Raw genomic sequence first — 14,815 nt, forward strand, 5'->3', positions numbered from 1 at the left:
CGCTATTTTGTCGAAGCATAGCGCTCCGCGCTCGGGCGGCTCAAGGGGCCTCCCATTCGAGCTCCGCGAAGCCGGCCGTGGCGTTGCGCGTGTGATAATCCTCGAACAGCAGCCAATTGGGCTTTTCGCCGCGGCCGGCTGTCGTCACAGCGCGCGCGAGCGTCTCCCCTTTGGCGATATCGGCCCGCAAATCGCGGGTGAGATGGTCGAGATAGGCTTTTTGCGCCTCCAGCGCCTGCGGCCAGGGAGCGACCGCCGGCCCATGGCCGGGCACGACGCGGACCGCCTCGATCTTCCGCAACTCCTCGATGACGGCGAGAAAGCCCAAAAGGCTGCCGTCGACGATCGGCACATGCTGCAGAAACAAGAGATCGCCGGTAAAGAGCGTGCCGCTCTGCGGATCGAGCACGGTGAGATCGGAATCGCTATGGGCGGTGCGCCAGGCTTTCAGCGTGATCGCGCGGCCGCCGAGATCGAGAATCGTCTCGCGCTCGACGGCGAGGGTCGGCGGAACCAGAATCACATCGTCGAGCAAGGCGCCCATCGTCTCACGGAAAGAAGAGAGATAATGCGGGCCGCGCGTCGCCATGGCGCGCGCGAGATTCTTGTGTCCGACGAAGACGGCTCCCGTGTCTCGAAAGGCAATATTCCCGAAAATATGATCCGGGTGGACATGCGTGTCGATGACATAACGGATCGGCTTGGTCGTGCGCTGCTGCAATGCAGCGAGGAAGGCCGCGCCCTCCGCGCGGCTGCCGCCCGTGTCGATGACCGCGACCGCCTCCGCGCCGACGATGGCGCCGAGATTGGCGATGCCGCCCAGGTTGTCACGAGACATCAAAGCGGTCACGCCCTGATGGACGAAGACTCCGGGCGCGATCTCCGACAGCTCGAAGCTTTTCGCGCCGCTCGCGACGAGGCAGAGACACGTGATCGCGAGCCTTCGAATAGTGCGTTGCAGCATCGGTTTTTCAGCCTTGTTTTTCGCCGGTTTCACGCGCGAAATCAGGAAAGTCGGGAATGGTATTTGGGGATTGCGCTTCAATTCTGTGCGACATATTATCCCGCCGTTTCCGACCTAAAAGAGGCTTTCCGGCCGGGAACCGGAGAGCATCTCGACGGAGATAGGGGCGGAGCTGCGGGCGCGGCGTTTCCGCTCGATCGACGTGGCAAAAAAACGGGGAAACGGCTTCCCAAAGCCTAGGGCGTCGGAAAGGCGCGATGTCGGCGGCGTGGCCGGGCCTTTTGCACGGTGATGTCGTCAGGAGGAAAAGCTCATGCATAAGCTGTTGTTGTCGACTTCGGTGGGGATCCTCGCGCTGCTCGGGGCCGGCGCGGCGAGCGCCGACGAGCTGCTCGATCTCCAGAAGAACCCGAAGCAGTGGGCGTTGCCGACGGGCGACTACGCCAATCTGCGTCATTCGAAGCTGAAGCAGATCACCACCGAGAACGTCGGCAAGCTGGCTCCCGCTTGGAGCTTCTCGACCGGCGTGCTGCGCGGCCACGAAGGCGCGCCGCTCGTTATCGGCGACGTGATGTATCTTCATACGCCGTTCCCCAACATCGTCTACGCCCTCGATCTCAACAACGAAGGCAAGATCCTCTGGAAGTATGAGCCCAAGCAGGATCCGAGCGTCGTTCCGGTCATGTGCTGCGACACGGTCAATCGCGGTCTCGCCTATGGCGACGGCAAGATCTTCCTGGCCCAGGCCGACACCACCCTCGTCGCTCTCGACGCCAAGAGCGGCAAGCTCGTCTGGTCGGTGAAGAACGGCGATCCGTCCAAGGGCGCCACCTCGACCGCCGCTCCGCACGTCTTCAAGGACAAGGTCCTCGTCGGCATCGCCGGCGGCGAGTTCGGCGTGCGCGGCAGCATCACCGCCTATAATGTCAAGGACGGCAGCCTGGCGTGGCGCGGCTATTCGGAAGGCCCGGACTCCGAGGTTCTGCTCGACCCCGAGAAGACCACCTTCCTCGGCAAGCCGGTCGGCAAGGATTCGTCTCTGAAGACTTGGGAAGGCGATCAGTGGCAGATCGGCGGCGGCACCACCTGGGGCTGGTATTCCTATGACCCCGAGCTGAACCTCATCTACTACGGTTCCGGCAACCCCTCCACCTGGAACCCGTCGCAGCGTCCGGGCGACAATCGCTGGTCCATGACCCTGTGGGCGCGCGATCTCAACACCGGCGTCGCCAAATGGGTCTATCAGATGACCCCCCATGACGAATGGGACTATGACGGCATCAACGAGGTGATCCTCGCCGATCAGACCATCAATGGTCAGCCGCGCAAGACCGCCGTCCACTTCGATCGTAACGGCTTCGGCTACACGCTCGATCGCGTCACCGGCGAGCTGCTCGTCGCCGAGAAGTATGACCCGGCCGTCAATTGGGCGTCCAAGGTCGATATGGACAAGAGCTCGCCGACCTATGGCCGTCCGCTCGTCGTCTCGAAATATTCGACGCAGCAGAATGGCGAGGACGTCAACACCAAGGGCGTCTGCCCGGCGGCTCTCGGCTCCAAGGACATGCAGCCCGCGTCCTTCAACCCGGACACCGGCCTGTTCTACGTCCCGACCAACCACGTCTGCATGGACTATGAGCCCTTCCGCGTCAGCTACACCGCGGGTCAGCCCTATGTCGGCGCGACGCTGGAGATGTTCCCGCCGCCCGGCGAGTCCAACATGGGCAATTTCATTGCCTGGGACGCTCGCGTCGGCAAGATCGTCTGGTCCAACAAGGAGCAGTTCTCGGTCTGGTCCGGCACGGTCACGACCTCCGGCGGTCTCGCCTTCTACGGCACGCTCGAGGGCTATCTGAAGGCCGTCGACGTCAAGACCGGCAAGGAGCTCTACAAGTACAAGACTCCGTCGGGCATCATCGGCAATGTGATGACCTATGAGCACAAGGGCAAGCAGTATGTCGCGGTTCTGTCCGGCGTCGGCGGCTGGGCCGGCATCGGCCTCGCGGCCGGCCTGTCCAAGAGCAATGAAGGCCTCGGCGCGGTCGGCGGCTATAAGGCGCTGTCCGACTACACCGCTCTCGGCGGCGTGCTGACCGTCTTCTCGCTGCCCGACTACGCTCTGCCGATCGTCGCTCCGGCGAACTGATACGGCCAATAAAAAGATCAGCGCTCGGCGAACGCTCCTGGCGCGCGCCGAGCGCCTTGTTTGTGTGGATGGAAACTGCTGGAGGATGGCGTAATGAGACTGCCGCTCGTCGGGGCACTCGCCCTGAGCGTCTTCATGGGTGTTGGAACGACCGTGCGCGCCGAAGCGCCGGGAGACCCGACCGCGGTCAAGGAAGTGGACGGCAAGTGGTTCGACGCGCAGGGCAAGCCGACCTATAAGGTTCAGGCGGACGGCACTGTCGATTGGTACACTTTCTCCGGCTATCGCCGCTATCATGCCGAATGCCACGTCTGCCACGGCCCCAACGCCGAAGGCTCGACCTATGCCCCGGCGCTGAAGAATTCGGTCAAGAACTTCAATTACGAGGAGTTCTACGGCATTGTCGTCGGCGGCCGCGAGAATAAGCAGGCGGGCAATGACAGCGTCATGCCGGCTTTCGCCGACAATAAGAACGCCATGTGCTATATCGACGACCTCTACATCTATCTCCGCGCCCGCTCGACCGAGGCGGTCGGCCGTGGCCGTCCCGAGAAGAAGGCGGAGAAGCCCGCGGCCTTCACCGAGGCCGAAGCGAAGTGCATGAGCGCTAAGTGATCGAGCGTCAGTCGAGGCCTCGCGCGCCGGCTGGCGGCGGAACCGGCCGAGGGCTCGTCATGTCGCGTCGTCTCACATTTTCTCTGGTCGCTGTCGCGGGCTTGCTCGCGACAGCCCCGGCGCAGTCTCAATCGCCCGGTCTCGTGGCGCGTCCTCGGGGCGCAGTCGATGACGCGCGCGGCTCGATCGAGCTGATCGACCCCAAGGTCCTGCGCGTCTGCGCCGATCCGAGCAATCTTCCCTTTTCCAACAGCGCCGGAGAGGGATTCGAGAATAAGCTCGCGGAGTTCCTGGCCAAGAAGCTCGGCAAGGATGTCGCCTATTCCTATTATCCCGGCGCGACCGGCTTCATCCGCAACACGCTCAATGCGCATTTGTGCGATGTGGTGATGGGAATGCCGCAGGGCGACGATCTCGTTCAGCCCACCAATCCCTATTATCGGACTTCCTATGCGGTGGTCTATCGCGCCGGCTCCGATCTCGAGGGGCTGACGTCGCTCGCCGATCCGCGCCTCGCCCAGAACAAGCGTATCGGCCTCGTCGCCAACACGCCGCCCGGCAATCTTCTGGCCCGCTATCGGCTGCTCGCGGAGGTGAAGCCCTATCCGCTCGTCGTCGACACTCGCGTCGACGCGCCCGGCGCCGATATGATCCGCGATCTCGAGAGCGGCGCGATCGATGTCGCTATTCTCTGGGGGCCATTCGCCGGCTATCATGTGAAAAAGTCCGGCGGCCGGCTGAAGCTGGCCCTGCTCAGCGGGGACAAGGGGGCGCGCATGAGCTTTCGCATCGCTATGGGCGTTCGCCATTCCGATCAGGAATGGAAGCGCGAGCTCAATCGCATCATCGCGCAAAATCAGGGCGAGATCGACAAATTGCTCGCGGATTTCGGCGTGCCGCTGATCGACGAATCCGACGCGCCGATCACGCCCGCTCCCACTGCGTCCACGCCATGAGGCGTCGGCTCGGCGCCGCGCTCGGCCTCGCCTTTCTCGTCGCCTCGTCCGCCGCTGCAGAGACGGTTCCCGAACCGGAGGGCTATCGCCTCTCCGATTTTCGCGCCGCCGTGCCCGCCACACTGCGCGGCGCCCGCGTGATCGACACGCAGCAGGCCTTCGCCCTGTGGCGTGACAAAGCCGCTGTCTTCATCGATGTGCTGCCGCGCCCGCCCAGGCCCGCCGGCCTGCCGCCCGGCGCGGTGTGGCGCGACAAGCCGCGTTTCGACATTCCGGGCAGCGTCTGGCTTCCCGAGACCGGCTATGGCGAATTGCCGGAGGCCTCGCTCCGCTACTTCGAAAGCGGCCTTGCGCGCGTGACCGTGAAAGACAAGAGTCGCCCGCTGGTCTTCTACTGTCTCGCCGATTGCTGGATGTCGTGGAACGCCGCCAAGCGCGCGCTCGCGCTCGGCTATTCCGACGTGTCCTGGTTCTCGCAGGGCACGGATGGCTGGGCCGCCGCCGGCCATCCGCTGGAGCCCCGCGACGCGGAGCCGCGTGACGACCGCTGAGCTGCGCGTCAGTCCGTTTTGTTCGACAGCCGCCACACCGCCGCGATGAAGAATCCCTTGCAGAGAGGCAGCAGCAGCAGGGTGGAGACGATGGTCGCGGACAGCACCAGCGCCGCCTCTGCGCCATAGGACAGCGTTCCGCGTGTTTCCAGAAAGATCAGCAGTGGAACGATGATATGAGCGACGACGCCGATGGTGAGCCAGGCCGGCCCGTCGTCGGCGTCGACGCCGATGAAGCTCTCCGCGCAATGCGGGCAGGCGTCCGCGCGTTTCAGATAGCCGTCGAAGAGCGCGCCATTCCCACAGCGCGGGCATTTGCGCAGGAAGCCGCGCAGCAGCGCGGTCGTCGTCGATGGCCGTGCGATCGTCGTCGGCGTCATGGGATCACTGCTTTTCCGCCCCGGGCGTCACGCCGAGCTCGGCGAGGCTGAAGGAGAGCTCGGGCGCGAGCATGGGCTCGAGGCGCGCCGCGCCGGCGAGCTCGACGATTTCGGCATAGCCCGCAGCGCCCAGCCGGCGATGAACGAAGGTCACGGCCCGTACGGCGTCGACGACCCAGACCTCGCGCACGCCGAAAGCCGCATAGACGCCGATCTTGCGACCCTTGTCATAGGCGAGGCTCGAATCGGCGATCTCGATCGCCAGCAGCACCGCCGGCCCATCGAGGGCGGCGAGCGGCAGATCGCGCGGAAAAACGCAGAAATCCGGCTCGACGAAAGTGCGCGCGTCGAGGCGCAGCGTGGTCTCCGGGATAATGGTCAAATGGGCAGGCGCCGCCTTTTGGAGGAAACGATTGACTTCGCCCTTCACCCATTCGTGTCGGGCCCCCTTGGGCGACATCGGCACGACCTCCCCGCCGATCAGCTCGAACCGCTCGTCGTCATCGATGATGCCGGCGCGCAGCATCTCCTCGATTTCCGCCACGCTCCAGCAGCGCCGGGGGAGTCCCTCGGCGGCCTGAGTCTCGAGCGGAAGGCCGATCGGGCGCAGATGCGGGTTCATGCGGCGCAATATAGCGCAATCCGTGCGGGATTTCGCCTTTCAATATTGCCCGGCGAGCGAGGCCTCCAGCAATTCCGCCTCCGCCGCCGACAGGCCGAAGAGATCATAGATCAACGCATCGATCTCCCTTTCCCGGCTCTCGATCTCGGCGGCGCGGCGCCCGGCCGCGTCGCGCTCGGCCGCTGCGACGCAATTCGCGCGCGCCAGCGCCGCGAGCCGTTCTGCGACAGGGGAGGCGAGATCGGGCAGCGGCAGCGGCTCCAAATATTGCGCTTTCAGTCGCAGTCGCCATTTGCCGCCCCGCAGCGGATTGGACACGGAATGTAGCACGAACCAGCAGAGCCGCGAATTGAGATAGGCGAGCAGCGCGAGATCGGCGCAGGGCAGGCAGAAACAGGTCGCGTCGATGAGGCCGCCGCTATCGTCGAGCGCGAATTTCGGCCCTTGCGAAATGTCTGGAAAGACGATCTTCGGCGCCGCGAATCCAGGGCGATAGGCGAGCTGCGCCTGCTGCAGCTCGAACCATTTTTGTCGCGTGGCGCGGCGCTCCAGCCGTTCGCGCAGCGGCGCGAGCCACGCCTCCACGGCCGGATATTCGGCGATGTCGAAAGCGCCTTTCGGCGCATCGACGAGCCAGTCCTCGCTCGCCCTGCGCCAGCGGCCGATCTGCGCGCCGCGACAATAGCGCTTCACAATCTCGGCGCTGCGCGGATCGGCGGCGACGAGCGCGTCGCGCGTCGCGCCGTCGATGACGAAAGCGTCGTTGAGCCCCGTCTTGATCCCCCAGAGCGGCGATCCATAGACCTCGCGCAGCGTCTTGCGCCCTTGCGCGATCGTGTCGCGCAGACGCGCGAGCGCCTCCTCCTCGAAGCGCCAGAAGGCTGTCCCGAGCCGCGCCTGCGGCATGGGCCGCGCATTCTCTGCAAACTCCGCCTCGAGGTCCTTCGGCGCGCGATCCTTCAACAGCAGAAAGGAGAGATCGTCGCGCTCGGCGCTCTTCCTCAGCGTCACGATCGCCGGATAGGTGACGACATCGTCGAAGACGCGCAAATCGCCGAAATCGACGACGCTCTCGATCATCGCATTGGCCGTGAGGAAGCGGCGCAAGCTCTCGCCGGCGCCGGTGCGAAAGAAGCTCGACGAGGAGATGAAGCCCAGTCGTCCGCCCTCTCTCAGCAATCGCACGCCCTTCTCGAAGAAATAGGCGTAGAGATCGGCGCGCTCCGCGGCGACGGCGTAATGTTTCGCGAGATAGGGCTTCGCCGCTTTGAGATATTCCATCCGCACATAGGGCGGATTGCCGATGACGACATCGAAGCCGCCGGGCGCCGCAATATCGTCGATGAGGCTGTCGCCGGCGCGCAAATTGTCGTGAGGACGGTTTGGCTCGCCCGGCGCGGCGATCTGCTCGCATCGGCTCCAAAGCGCGCAGCGGGCGGCTTCCACCGCGCGCGCATCTATGTCCACGCCGAAGAGATTATTGGCGATCGTCTCGCGCGCCGCATCGAGCGCGATCATCGCGCCGAGCGCAATCTCCTCATAGCGTCGCGCCATCTCGTCGAAGGCCGCGTCGAGAAGCGCGCCATCGCCACAGGCGGGGTCTATGATTTTGAAGGACCGCAGAGAGTCGAGCCATGCGCGCCAGAAGGCGGGCGTCTCGCATCCGCCATGCCGCGCGAGGAGAGCGGCGCGGCGCTCGTCGAGCGACAGCGCAATGGTGCGGTAGACGAGAAAACGGGCGATGGGAGCCGGCGTGTAGACGACGCCGCGGCGCTTGCGTCCTTCGGAAAGCCGTCCTCGGGAGACTGGTTCATCCATGAATGCGAATGCGCCGACTGTTGTCGCTTACAGCGGCGACGGATTACTCCGCCGCGAGCGGTCCCGACAATTCGCCGACGGCTTCCATTTCCATCCGCAGCCAATCCGGGCACATATCGTAGCCGTTCGGCCATGTCGGCGCGCCGTTTTCGAGCCGGACCTTCGCAAAAAATTCGGGATCACGAAACGGAATCGCCATCGGTCCTTCCTCCCGAAGGAGCGAGGAGCAGTCGTGAAGGCCCGAGGCGCCGTCCTGGAAACGGACGGCGATGCAGTAATGGCCGACTGCCGCGATCTGAACGACCTTATTCAGCATCGAGCCCATCGATCTGCTCCAAAGGCAGGCCCGTCTCGCGGCGACGCCAGTTCGCCTCGAGCGCCTCTCCATTGAGTTTCGCCCACTCCCGGACGAGCCGCAAGGCCGTCGAGGGTAATTCGCCTTTCAATATATCCCCGGTTCCTATGGCGACTTGCGCTTCGTGGTCGCGATAGATCGCATGGAAATGCGGCGGAGCATGATCTTTGAGGTACATCCGAATGGCGATGCCGTAGAACGAAGCGATCGTCGGCATCGCCAATAGCTCAATTGTCCAGGAAGCTCCGCAGCTTCCTCGATCGGCTCGGATGCTTCAGCTTCCTCAGCGCCTTCGCCTCGATCTGGCGAATGCGCTCGCGCGTCACCGAGAATTGCTGGCCGACTTCCTCGAGCGTGTGGTCGGTGTTCATGCCGATGCCGAAGCGCATGCGCAGCACGCGCTCCTCACGCGGGGTGAGCGAGGCCAGCACGCGGGTCGTCGTCTCGCGGAGGTTGGACTGGATCGCCGCCTCGATCGGCAGAACGGCGTTCTTGTCCTCGATGAAATCGCCGAGATGCGAATCCTCCTCGTCGCCGATCGGCGTCTCCAGGCTGATCGGCTCCTTGGCGATCTTCAGCACCTTGCGCACTTTTTCGAGCGGCATGGCGAGCTTCTCGGACAATTCCTCCGGCGTCGGCTCGCGGCCGATCTCGTGCAGCATCTGGCGCGAGGTGCGCACGATCTTGTTGATCGTCTCGATCATATGCACCGGAATGCGGATCGTGCGCGCCTGATCCGCGATGGAGCGCGTGATCGCCTGCCGAATCCACCAGGTGGCGTAGGTCGAGAACTTATAGCCGCGGCGATATTCGAACTTATCGACCGCCTTCATCAGGCCGATATTGCCTTCCTGGATGAGGTCCAGGAACTGCAGGCCGCGATTGGTGTATTTCTTGGCGATGGAGATCACGAGGCGCAGATTGGCCTCGACCATTTCCTTCTTCGCCTGCCGGGCCTCGCGCTCGCCCTTTTGAACCATATGGACGATCTTGCGGAACTCGGCGATCTCGAGGCCCGTCTCGGTGGCGAGCGCGTGAATCTCGCCGCGCAGCTCCTTGATCCGGTCCTTTTCGTTGGCGACGAATTCCTTCCAGCCGCGCGAGCCGAGCTTGGAGACGCGCATGATCCATTTCGGATCGAGCTCCGAGCCCTGGAACTTGTCGATGAAGTCCTCGCGTGCGACGCCCTGCGCATCGGCGAGGCGCAGCAGCTTGGTCTCATAGCCGATCAGGCGCTTGTTGATGTCGTAGAGCTGCTCGACCAGCGCCTCGATACGGTTCTGGTTCAAGGAGAGAGACTTCACATCGGTGACGATCTCCTTCTTGAGCTGCTTGTATTTGCGGTCCTGCGCCGGGGTCAGCGTCTCGTTCTTGAGCTTGTTCTCGACATTCTGATCCTGCAGCCGGCGCAGCTTCTTGTACGCATCGGCGACGCGGGCGAAAGTCTCCAGCACCTTGGGCTTCAGCTCGGTCTCCATTGCGGAGAGCGAGACAGAATTCTCGAGGTCGTCCTCTTCCTCGAAAGCCTCCTCCGGCGGCGCGCCGGCTTCGCCGAGCGCAGCCGGCGGCGAGCGCGGCGCGGTGGCGGGCGCGAGATCGGACGGCGTGACCGGCGGCTTGGCGTTCTTGCCCTCGGGGCCGGCGTAGGTGGCCTCGAGATCGATGATGTCGCGCAGCAGAACCTTGCCGGCCTCCAGCTCCTCGCGCCAGATGATGATGGCCTGGAAGGTCAGCGGGCTCTCGCAGAGACCGGCGATCATCGCCTCGCGGCCGGCCTCGATGCGCTTGGCGATGGCGATCTCGCCCTCGCGCGACAGCAGCTCGACCGAGCCCATCTCGCGCAGATACATGCGGACAGGATCGTCGGTGCGGTCGGCGGGCTCGGAGCTGCGCGTCGCGACGGCGGTGGAGCGCGCCGATTCGACGACCTCGCCGCCCTCGGCCTCCTCCTCCTCCTGCTGCTCCTCGCCCTCGGCGTCGTCGGGATCGTCGCCCTCGGAGACGGTGATGCCCATCTCCTGCAGCATGGCGTAGACGTCCTCGATCTGGTCGGAGGACACTTCCTCGGACGGCAGAACGGCGTTCAGCTCGGTATAAGTGACGAAGCCGCGCTTCTTGGCGAGCTTGATCATCCGCTTGACGGCGGCGTCGTTGAGGTCGAGCAGAGGACCGTCGGCGGTTTCCACCGCCACCGCGCCCTCGTTTTCGACTTTCTCGTCGTCTTTTTTCGCCATTCTTCGCTCCAAGCCCCACCCCACGCCGCCTTCCCGAGCCGAAGGCTGCGCCATGCCGGGATCGTTCACTTTTCCGCTCGCCGCATTTTAACGAAAAACCACAGCGTCGACCGCATGACAAGACGGCGGACCCCGCAGAGGACCCTACCGATTCGCCCGAGCCCACAGTCGCGGCCAGGGCTTAACTTTCGCCTAACCAAATCGGTAGAGCTTTTGCTCGTCGTCCGATCGGCTTGTCGGTCAAAGGCTTCTCGCCGAACGGCCCGATTGTGAACCGAACCCGTCGAGAGCGGCTTCGGTTCCATCGAGCGCGTTCAATTGCGCCTGAATATCGCTTAATCGCGCGGAGTCTTGCTCGTTGGGCGCGATCGCCAACCTCGCCTCGATTTTCCGCAGCTCTTTATCTAATGCGCGCACGCGATGTTGCAAGACGAGAGCTTGGCGCAGGCTTTCGGCGGCGTCGGCCGGGGCCGCCTCGGCGCGCACGCTCCACAGCGTCGCATGGGCGCCCATTCCAGTCAATTTCTCGCAAAATGCTTCTAGCCCGGCGGCGGCGGCGGCGCGAGCGAATTCTTCGCGGCCGGCGGCCCCGTCGGCGAGGCTCCGCACCAGCACGGCGCGCAGCCTCTCGCCGTCCGCCGAGGCGAAATCGAGCGCCGTCACCGCCTCGAGATGGGCGGCCAGCAGCTCCGGGTGATTCAAGAGAATCAGCAAAATGAGCGCCTCGCGCGGCGCGATGGCCGGCGTCGTGCCACGATAGAGCGGGGAATTGGCGAGGGCCGCGCCTATGGTCAGCGGACCGCGCGTGGGCTCGAGATCACGGCGAAAGCGCTGCGGTCCGCCCGGACGGCGGGCCTCCGGCCGGCGCTGAAATTGGCCGCGCGTGCGGCCGAACAGCGAATCGCAGCGGTCGGAAAATTCTTTCTGATAATGCCGGCGCAAAGTCTCGTCGGCGATGGCGCGGCCGAGCTCGGCGAGGCGGCGCTCGAGCGCGGCGCGCCGCTCGGGCGTGTCGAGCGGGACGCCCTCCGTCTCCCGCGCCCATATCAGATCGACCAGCGGGCGCGCCGCCGCCACGGCCGCGGCCAAGGCGGAAGGGCCGGCGGCGCGCAAGAGCTCGTCCGGATCCTGCCCGTCCGGCAGCAGCACGAAGCGCAGGCTGCGGCCGGGGCCGATCAGCGGCAGAGCCGTGTCGATCGCGCGAAAGGCGGCGGCGCGGCCGGCCTTGTCGCCGTCGAAGCAGAGAATGGGCTCCTCGGCGTGGTTCCACAGCAGGCCGCATTGCTCGGCCGTCAGCGCCGTGCCCAGCGGCGCCACCGTCTGCGGAAAGCCGGCCGCGGTCATGGCGATGACGTCGACATAGCCCTCGACGGCGATGATGTTTCCCGCCTCATGCGCCGCCTTGCGGGCGTTATGCAGATTGTAGAGCGTCGCGCCCTTGTGGAAGAGCGGCGTCTCCGGCGAGTTGAGATATTTGGCCTTGGCGTCCTTCTCCATCGCCCGCCCGCCAAAGGCGATGACGCGGCCGGAGCGGTCCGCGATCGGAAACATGATCCGATTGCGGAAACGGTCGTAGGGGACGGCGATGTCCTCGCCATGGATGAGCAGGCCGGCCTCGATCATCGTTTCGACGCTCGCGCCCTTGCCGGCGAGATGGTCGCGCAATGTGAAGCGATCTTGCGGCCCGAAGCCCAGACGAAACTGCGCCTGCTCCTTTTCCCCGAGCTCGCGGCGGGCGAGATAGGCGCGCGCCTCGGCGCCGGCCGGGCCGCGCAGCTGCTTCTCGAAGAATTGCGCCGCCCATTCCAGCACCTCGGTCAGAGAGCCGCGGCGCTGCTCCGCCTCCTGCGCCTCTTTGGTCTCCACCGGCATGGGCAGGCCGGCCATGCCGGCGAGCCGCTCGACCGCCTCGGGGAAGGTGAGGCCCTCGGTCTCCATCAGAAAGGTGAAGCCGTCGCCATGCTTGCCGGAGGAGAAGTCCTTGTAGAAGCCCTTCTGGTCATTGACATAGAAGGAGGGCGTCTTCTCCGCCTGAAAGGGGGAAAGCCCGCGCCACTCGCGCCCCTCCTTCTTGAGCTTGACCTTCTTCGACACCACTGCCGAGACCGGCACGCGGGCGCGAATTTCATCGAGGAAGGAGGGAGGGTATCGCATTGGCTCTCGTGACTTTGCCTTCAGCTATCACGGTCGCCGCCGGAAACGAGGAGAAACCGCGAAATATCCACCCAAAACACATTTCGTGACGACCGGAGCTTGATGTTGGCATTTGTATATACGATTATATATATCTTGCTATGAAACGCGGCACGGATATGTGCGAGGATGGACGCCTTTTTCGGAGATTTCGAGTGGGATTCGCGCAAGAGTGAGGCAAATCTAGAAAAGCACGGGATATCCTTCATGGACGTGCTCGAGCTATTCGAGGCGCCCTATGTGACGATTTCATCCGATCGCCCGACCGAGGTGCGGTGGTTGGCTGTCGGTGAGGTTGCAGGACGAGTGGTCGCGGTCGTGTACACCGAGAGGAGCGGCCGAAAGCGGTTGATTTCGGCGAGAATGGCAAGGAGCTATGAGCGAGAAGCGTACTACGCGCATATCGGCGAAGCGCGATGACAGAGATGTCGGAGCGCGGTCGTTTCCTTTGCCGGAAAAATCGGACGCCGAAATCGATGTGGCGATCGCGAGCGATCCCGATTGGGCGGAATTCGAGCCGATCGACTGGAGCAAGGCCGAGGTCGTCGTTCCGCCGAAAAAGCAGGCGATCTCCATCCGGCTGGACCAGGACCTCATCGACTTCTTCAAGAAGGAAGGTCCTGGCTATCAGCGGCGCATCAACGCCGTCCTGCGCGGCTATGTGAGAGAGCGGCGGCGCTGAGCCTCCTCACGCCGGCTCGCGCACTTTCTCCTCCTCCGGCTCCTTCACGCTGGGGAGAGCGGCCAGCTGCTTCGGCCGATAGGCGGGGTCGATCTCCGCTTTCTCTCGCACGGGGGCGAAATCCTCGCTGGAATCGATGGGGCGAATGTAATCGCCGCTCCAGGTCACAAATTTGGCGAGGCGCTGATCGTCGAGCGGATAGACGGAGGGCAGGCCGAGCGTCGCCGGCAGCTTCACGAGCAGCACGGTCGCCAGACGATAGAGGAATGTCTGGCTGTTCTGAATCTTCTCGGCCGGATTGGGGCCGAAGGGCCGGGTGAAGGAGAGCTTCACATTGGCGAAGTTCAAAAGCTTCAGGCCATTCTCCGCGGCGCGCTCGGCCATCCACACCAGCGCATAGTCGGAGAGGCCGTGCTCCTCATAGCCGCCGCCGACATTGGAGTGCACGCCCGGAAACCAGCGCTCGGTGTAGAAGGGAAAGCCGCGCTCGGCGATGTTTTTCGCATTGCGCTCCCGATGATAGTCGGTGAGCGCGATCGGCGTCGGCCGGAAGGGCCAGCGACGCTCGTCCGCCGCCAGCGCGTGATAGGCGGAATCGACGCTCGTGCTCAGCGTCACATCGTGAAAGCTCGTGTGGAAGAATTTGTCGATGAGCCGGCCGAGAATTTCGCCATAGGGCGCGCCGAGCGCGCCGACCGTGTCCCACACGCCGAGGAATTTGATCTTGGTCGGATAGGGATGGCAATTCTCGGCGCGGAATGTCTGCGCGGAGGCGCCGCCCGGGCGCCACTCCGCGGCCCTGTCCTTGTAATGGTCATAGGCGATGGAGACGAGCGGCAGATTCCAGCGCTTCAGCACGCCGAGATTGTGAATGAGCCCGGCGATGCTGCGCGCCGTATAGGCGCCGCGGCTGAAGCCGAAGAGATAGATGTCGTCGCCCGGCTCGTAATTGCTGACGATGAAGGCGTAGGCGTCCTTGATATTGTCGGAGATGCCGAAGCCGAATGCGCCGCCGATGACCTTCTCGTCTTTGCGCGTGCCGACTCCGGCGATGTAATGGGTGAGCTGCGGATTGTCGTCGGCGTCGAGAAAATCAGTGGCCTGCAGCATTCGCACGACATTGGTGCCGCGCTTGGTCGGCTCGTTCCACGTGCCGTCGCAAAAGATCACGAGCTTCTTGTTGGGCTTGGTCGCGGTCATAATCGTCTCTTTCGCAAAGAGTTCGGCGCCGTCGAAAAAATCACGCGCCGCAGAAAGGAATCGCCGTGGCGCGCAAAAAGCCGCCCAGCGAAACGCTCA

15 protein-coding genes are annotated in these 14,815 nt (G+C 64.3%); 6 read left to right on the top strand and 9 right to left on the bottom strand.

All coding sequences use genetic code 11. The features are described 5' to 3' along the window. Positions 1-40: 40 nt before the first annotated feature. A complete protein-coding gene (locus tag GYH34_RS04985) occupies positions 41-964 on the bottom strand; it encodes a quinoprotein relay system zinc metallohydrolase 2 (protein ID WP_161912624.1) in 924 nt (307 codons plus the stop codon). A gap of 313 nt (positions 965-1,277) precedes the next feature. Here GYH34_RS04985 and xoxF5 point away from each other — a divergent pair, with 313 nt between their 5' ends. The 4 genes from xoxF5 to GYH34_RS05005 all read left to right on the top strand — a co-directional run bounded on the left by xoxF5 (position 1,278) and on the right by GYH34_RS05005 (position 5,232). After that, positions 1,278-3,110, top strand: coding sequence for a lanthanide-dependent methanol dehydrogenase XoxF5 (gene xoxF5 / locus GYH34_RS04990; RefSeq protein ID WP_161912625.1), 1,833 nt, complete (start codon positions 1,278-1,280; stop codon positions 3,108-3,110). Positions 3,111-3,245: 135 nt separating this feature from the next. Continuing rightward, a complete protein-coding gene (locus tag GYH34_RS04995) occupies positions 3,246-3,725 on the top strand; it encodes a c-type cytochrome, methanol metabolism-related (RefSeq protein WP_161914892.1) in 480 nt (159 codons plus the stop codon). 59 nt (positions 3,726-3,784) lie between these two features. Then, positions 3,785-4,681: a substrate-binding domain-containing protein gene (locus GYH34_RS05000; protein WP_244635276.1), complete on the top strand. Its 897-nt coding sequence runs from the start codon at positions 3,785-3,787 to the stop codon at positions 4,679-4,681. After that, entirely contained in the window at positions 4,678-5,232 is a 555-nt protein-coding gene (locus GYH34_RS05005; RefSeq protein WP_161912627.1) for a PQQ-dependent catabolism-associated CXXCW motif protein, read from the top strand. Before GYH34_RS05000 ends, GYH34_RS05005 begins: the two co-directional genes overlap by 4 nt. Before the next feature lie 8 nt (positions 5,233-5,240). Here GYH34_RS05005 and GYH34_RS05010 read toward each other — a convergent pair whose 3' ends face one another. The 7 genes from GYH34_RS05010 to dnaG all read right to left on the bottom strand — a co-directional run bounded on the left by GYH34_RS05010 (position 5,241) and on the right by dnaG (position 12,795). After that, complete coding sequence (locus GYH34_RS05010) at positions 5,241-5,612, bottom strand: DUF983 domain-containing protein (protein WP_161912628.1); 372 nt, start codon at positions 5,610-5,612, stop codon at positions 5,241-5,243. A 4-nt stretch (positions 5,613-5,616) separates the two neighbouring features. Next, positions 5,617-6,234, bottom strand: coding sequence for a Uma2 family endonuclease (locus GYH34_RS05015; protein ID WP_161914893.1), 618 nt, complete (start codon positions 6,232-6,234; stop codon positions 5,617-5,619). A gap of 39 nt (positions 6,235-6,273) precedes the next feature. Beyond that, positions 6,274-8,052, bottom strand: a complete 1,779-nt coding sequence (locus GYH34_RS05020; RefSeq protein WP_161912629.1) for an N-6 DNA methylase — start codon at positions 8,050-8,052, stop codon at positions 6,274-6,276. 43 nt (positions 8,053-8,095) lie between these two features. Continuing rightward, a complete protein-coding gene (locus tag GYH34_RS05025; protein WP_197745448.1) occupies positions 8,096-8,377 on the bottom strand; it encodes a DUF2442 domain-containing protein in 282 nt (93 codons plus the stop codon). After that, positions 8,358-8,624 (bottom strand): DUF4160 domain-containing protein, encoded by a 267-nt coding sequence (locus tag GYH34_RS05030; protein ID WP_161912630.1) that lies wholly within the window; start codon positions 8,622-8,624, stop codon positions 8,358-8,360. Before GYH34_RS05030 ends, GYH34_RS05025 begins: the two co-directional genes overlap by 20 nt. A gap of 10 nt (positions 8,625-8,634) precedes the next feature. Then, positions 8,635-10,641, bottom strand: a complete 2,007-nt coding sequence (gene rpoD, locus GYH34_RS05035) for an RNA polymerase sigma factor RpoD (RefSeq protein ID WP_161912631.1) — start codon at positions 10,639-10,641, stop codon at positions 8,635-8,637. Between the two features lie 240 nt (positions 10,642-10,881). Then, positions 10,882-12,795, bottom strand: a complete 1,914-nt coding sequence (gene dnaG, locus GYH34_RS05040) for a DNA primase (RefSeq protein ID WP_161912632.1) — start codon at positions 12,793-12,795, stop codon at positions 10,882-10,884. 168 nt (positions 12,796-12,963) lie between these two features. Here dnaG and GYH34_RS05045 point away from each other — a divergent pair, with 168 nt between their 5' ends. After that, on the top strand, positions 12,964-13,254 hold the full coding sequence (locus GYH34_RS05045; RefSeq protein WP_161912633.1) for a BrnT family toxin: 291 nt from the start codon (positions 12,964-12,966) through the stop codon (positions 13,252-13,254). A 58-nt stretch (positions 13,255-13,312) separates the two neighbouring features. Further along, positions 13,313-13,516 carry a BrnA antitoxin family protein gene (locus tag GYH34_RS05050; protein WP_244635277.1) on the top strand — a complete coding sequence of 68 codons (204 nt, stop codon included), beginning with the start codon at positions 13,313-13,315 and terminating at the stop codon, positions 13,514-13,516. Positions 13,517-13,522: 6 nt separating this feature from the next. Here the strand turns inward: GYH34_RS05050 and GYH34_RS05055 are convergent, their stop codons facing one another. Next, positions 13,523-14,716, bottom strand: coding sequence for a DUF2235 domain-containing protein (locus GYH34_RS05055; protein WP_161912635.1), 1,194 nt, complete (start codon positions 14,714-14,716; stop codon positions 13,523-13,525). Positions 14,717-14,815 lie beyond the last annotated feature (99 nt).

The sequence above is a fragment of the Methylosinus sp. C49 genome (genome assembly GCF_009936375.1).
Taxonomy (GTDB): Bacteria; Pseudomonadota; Alphaproteobacteria; order Rhizobiales; family Beijerinckiaceae; genus Methylosinus.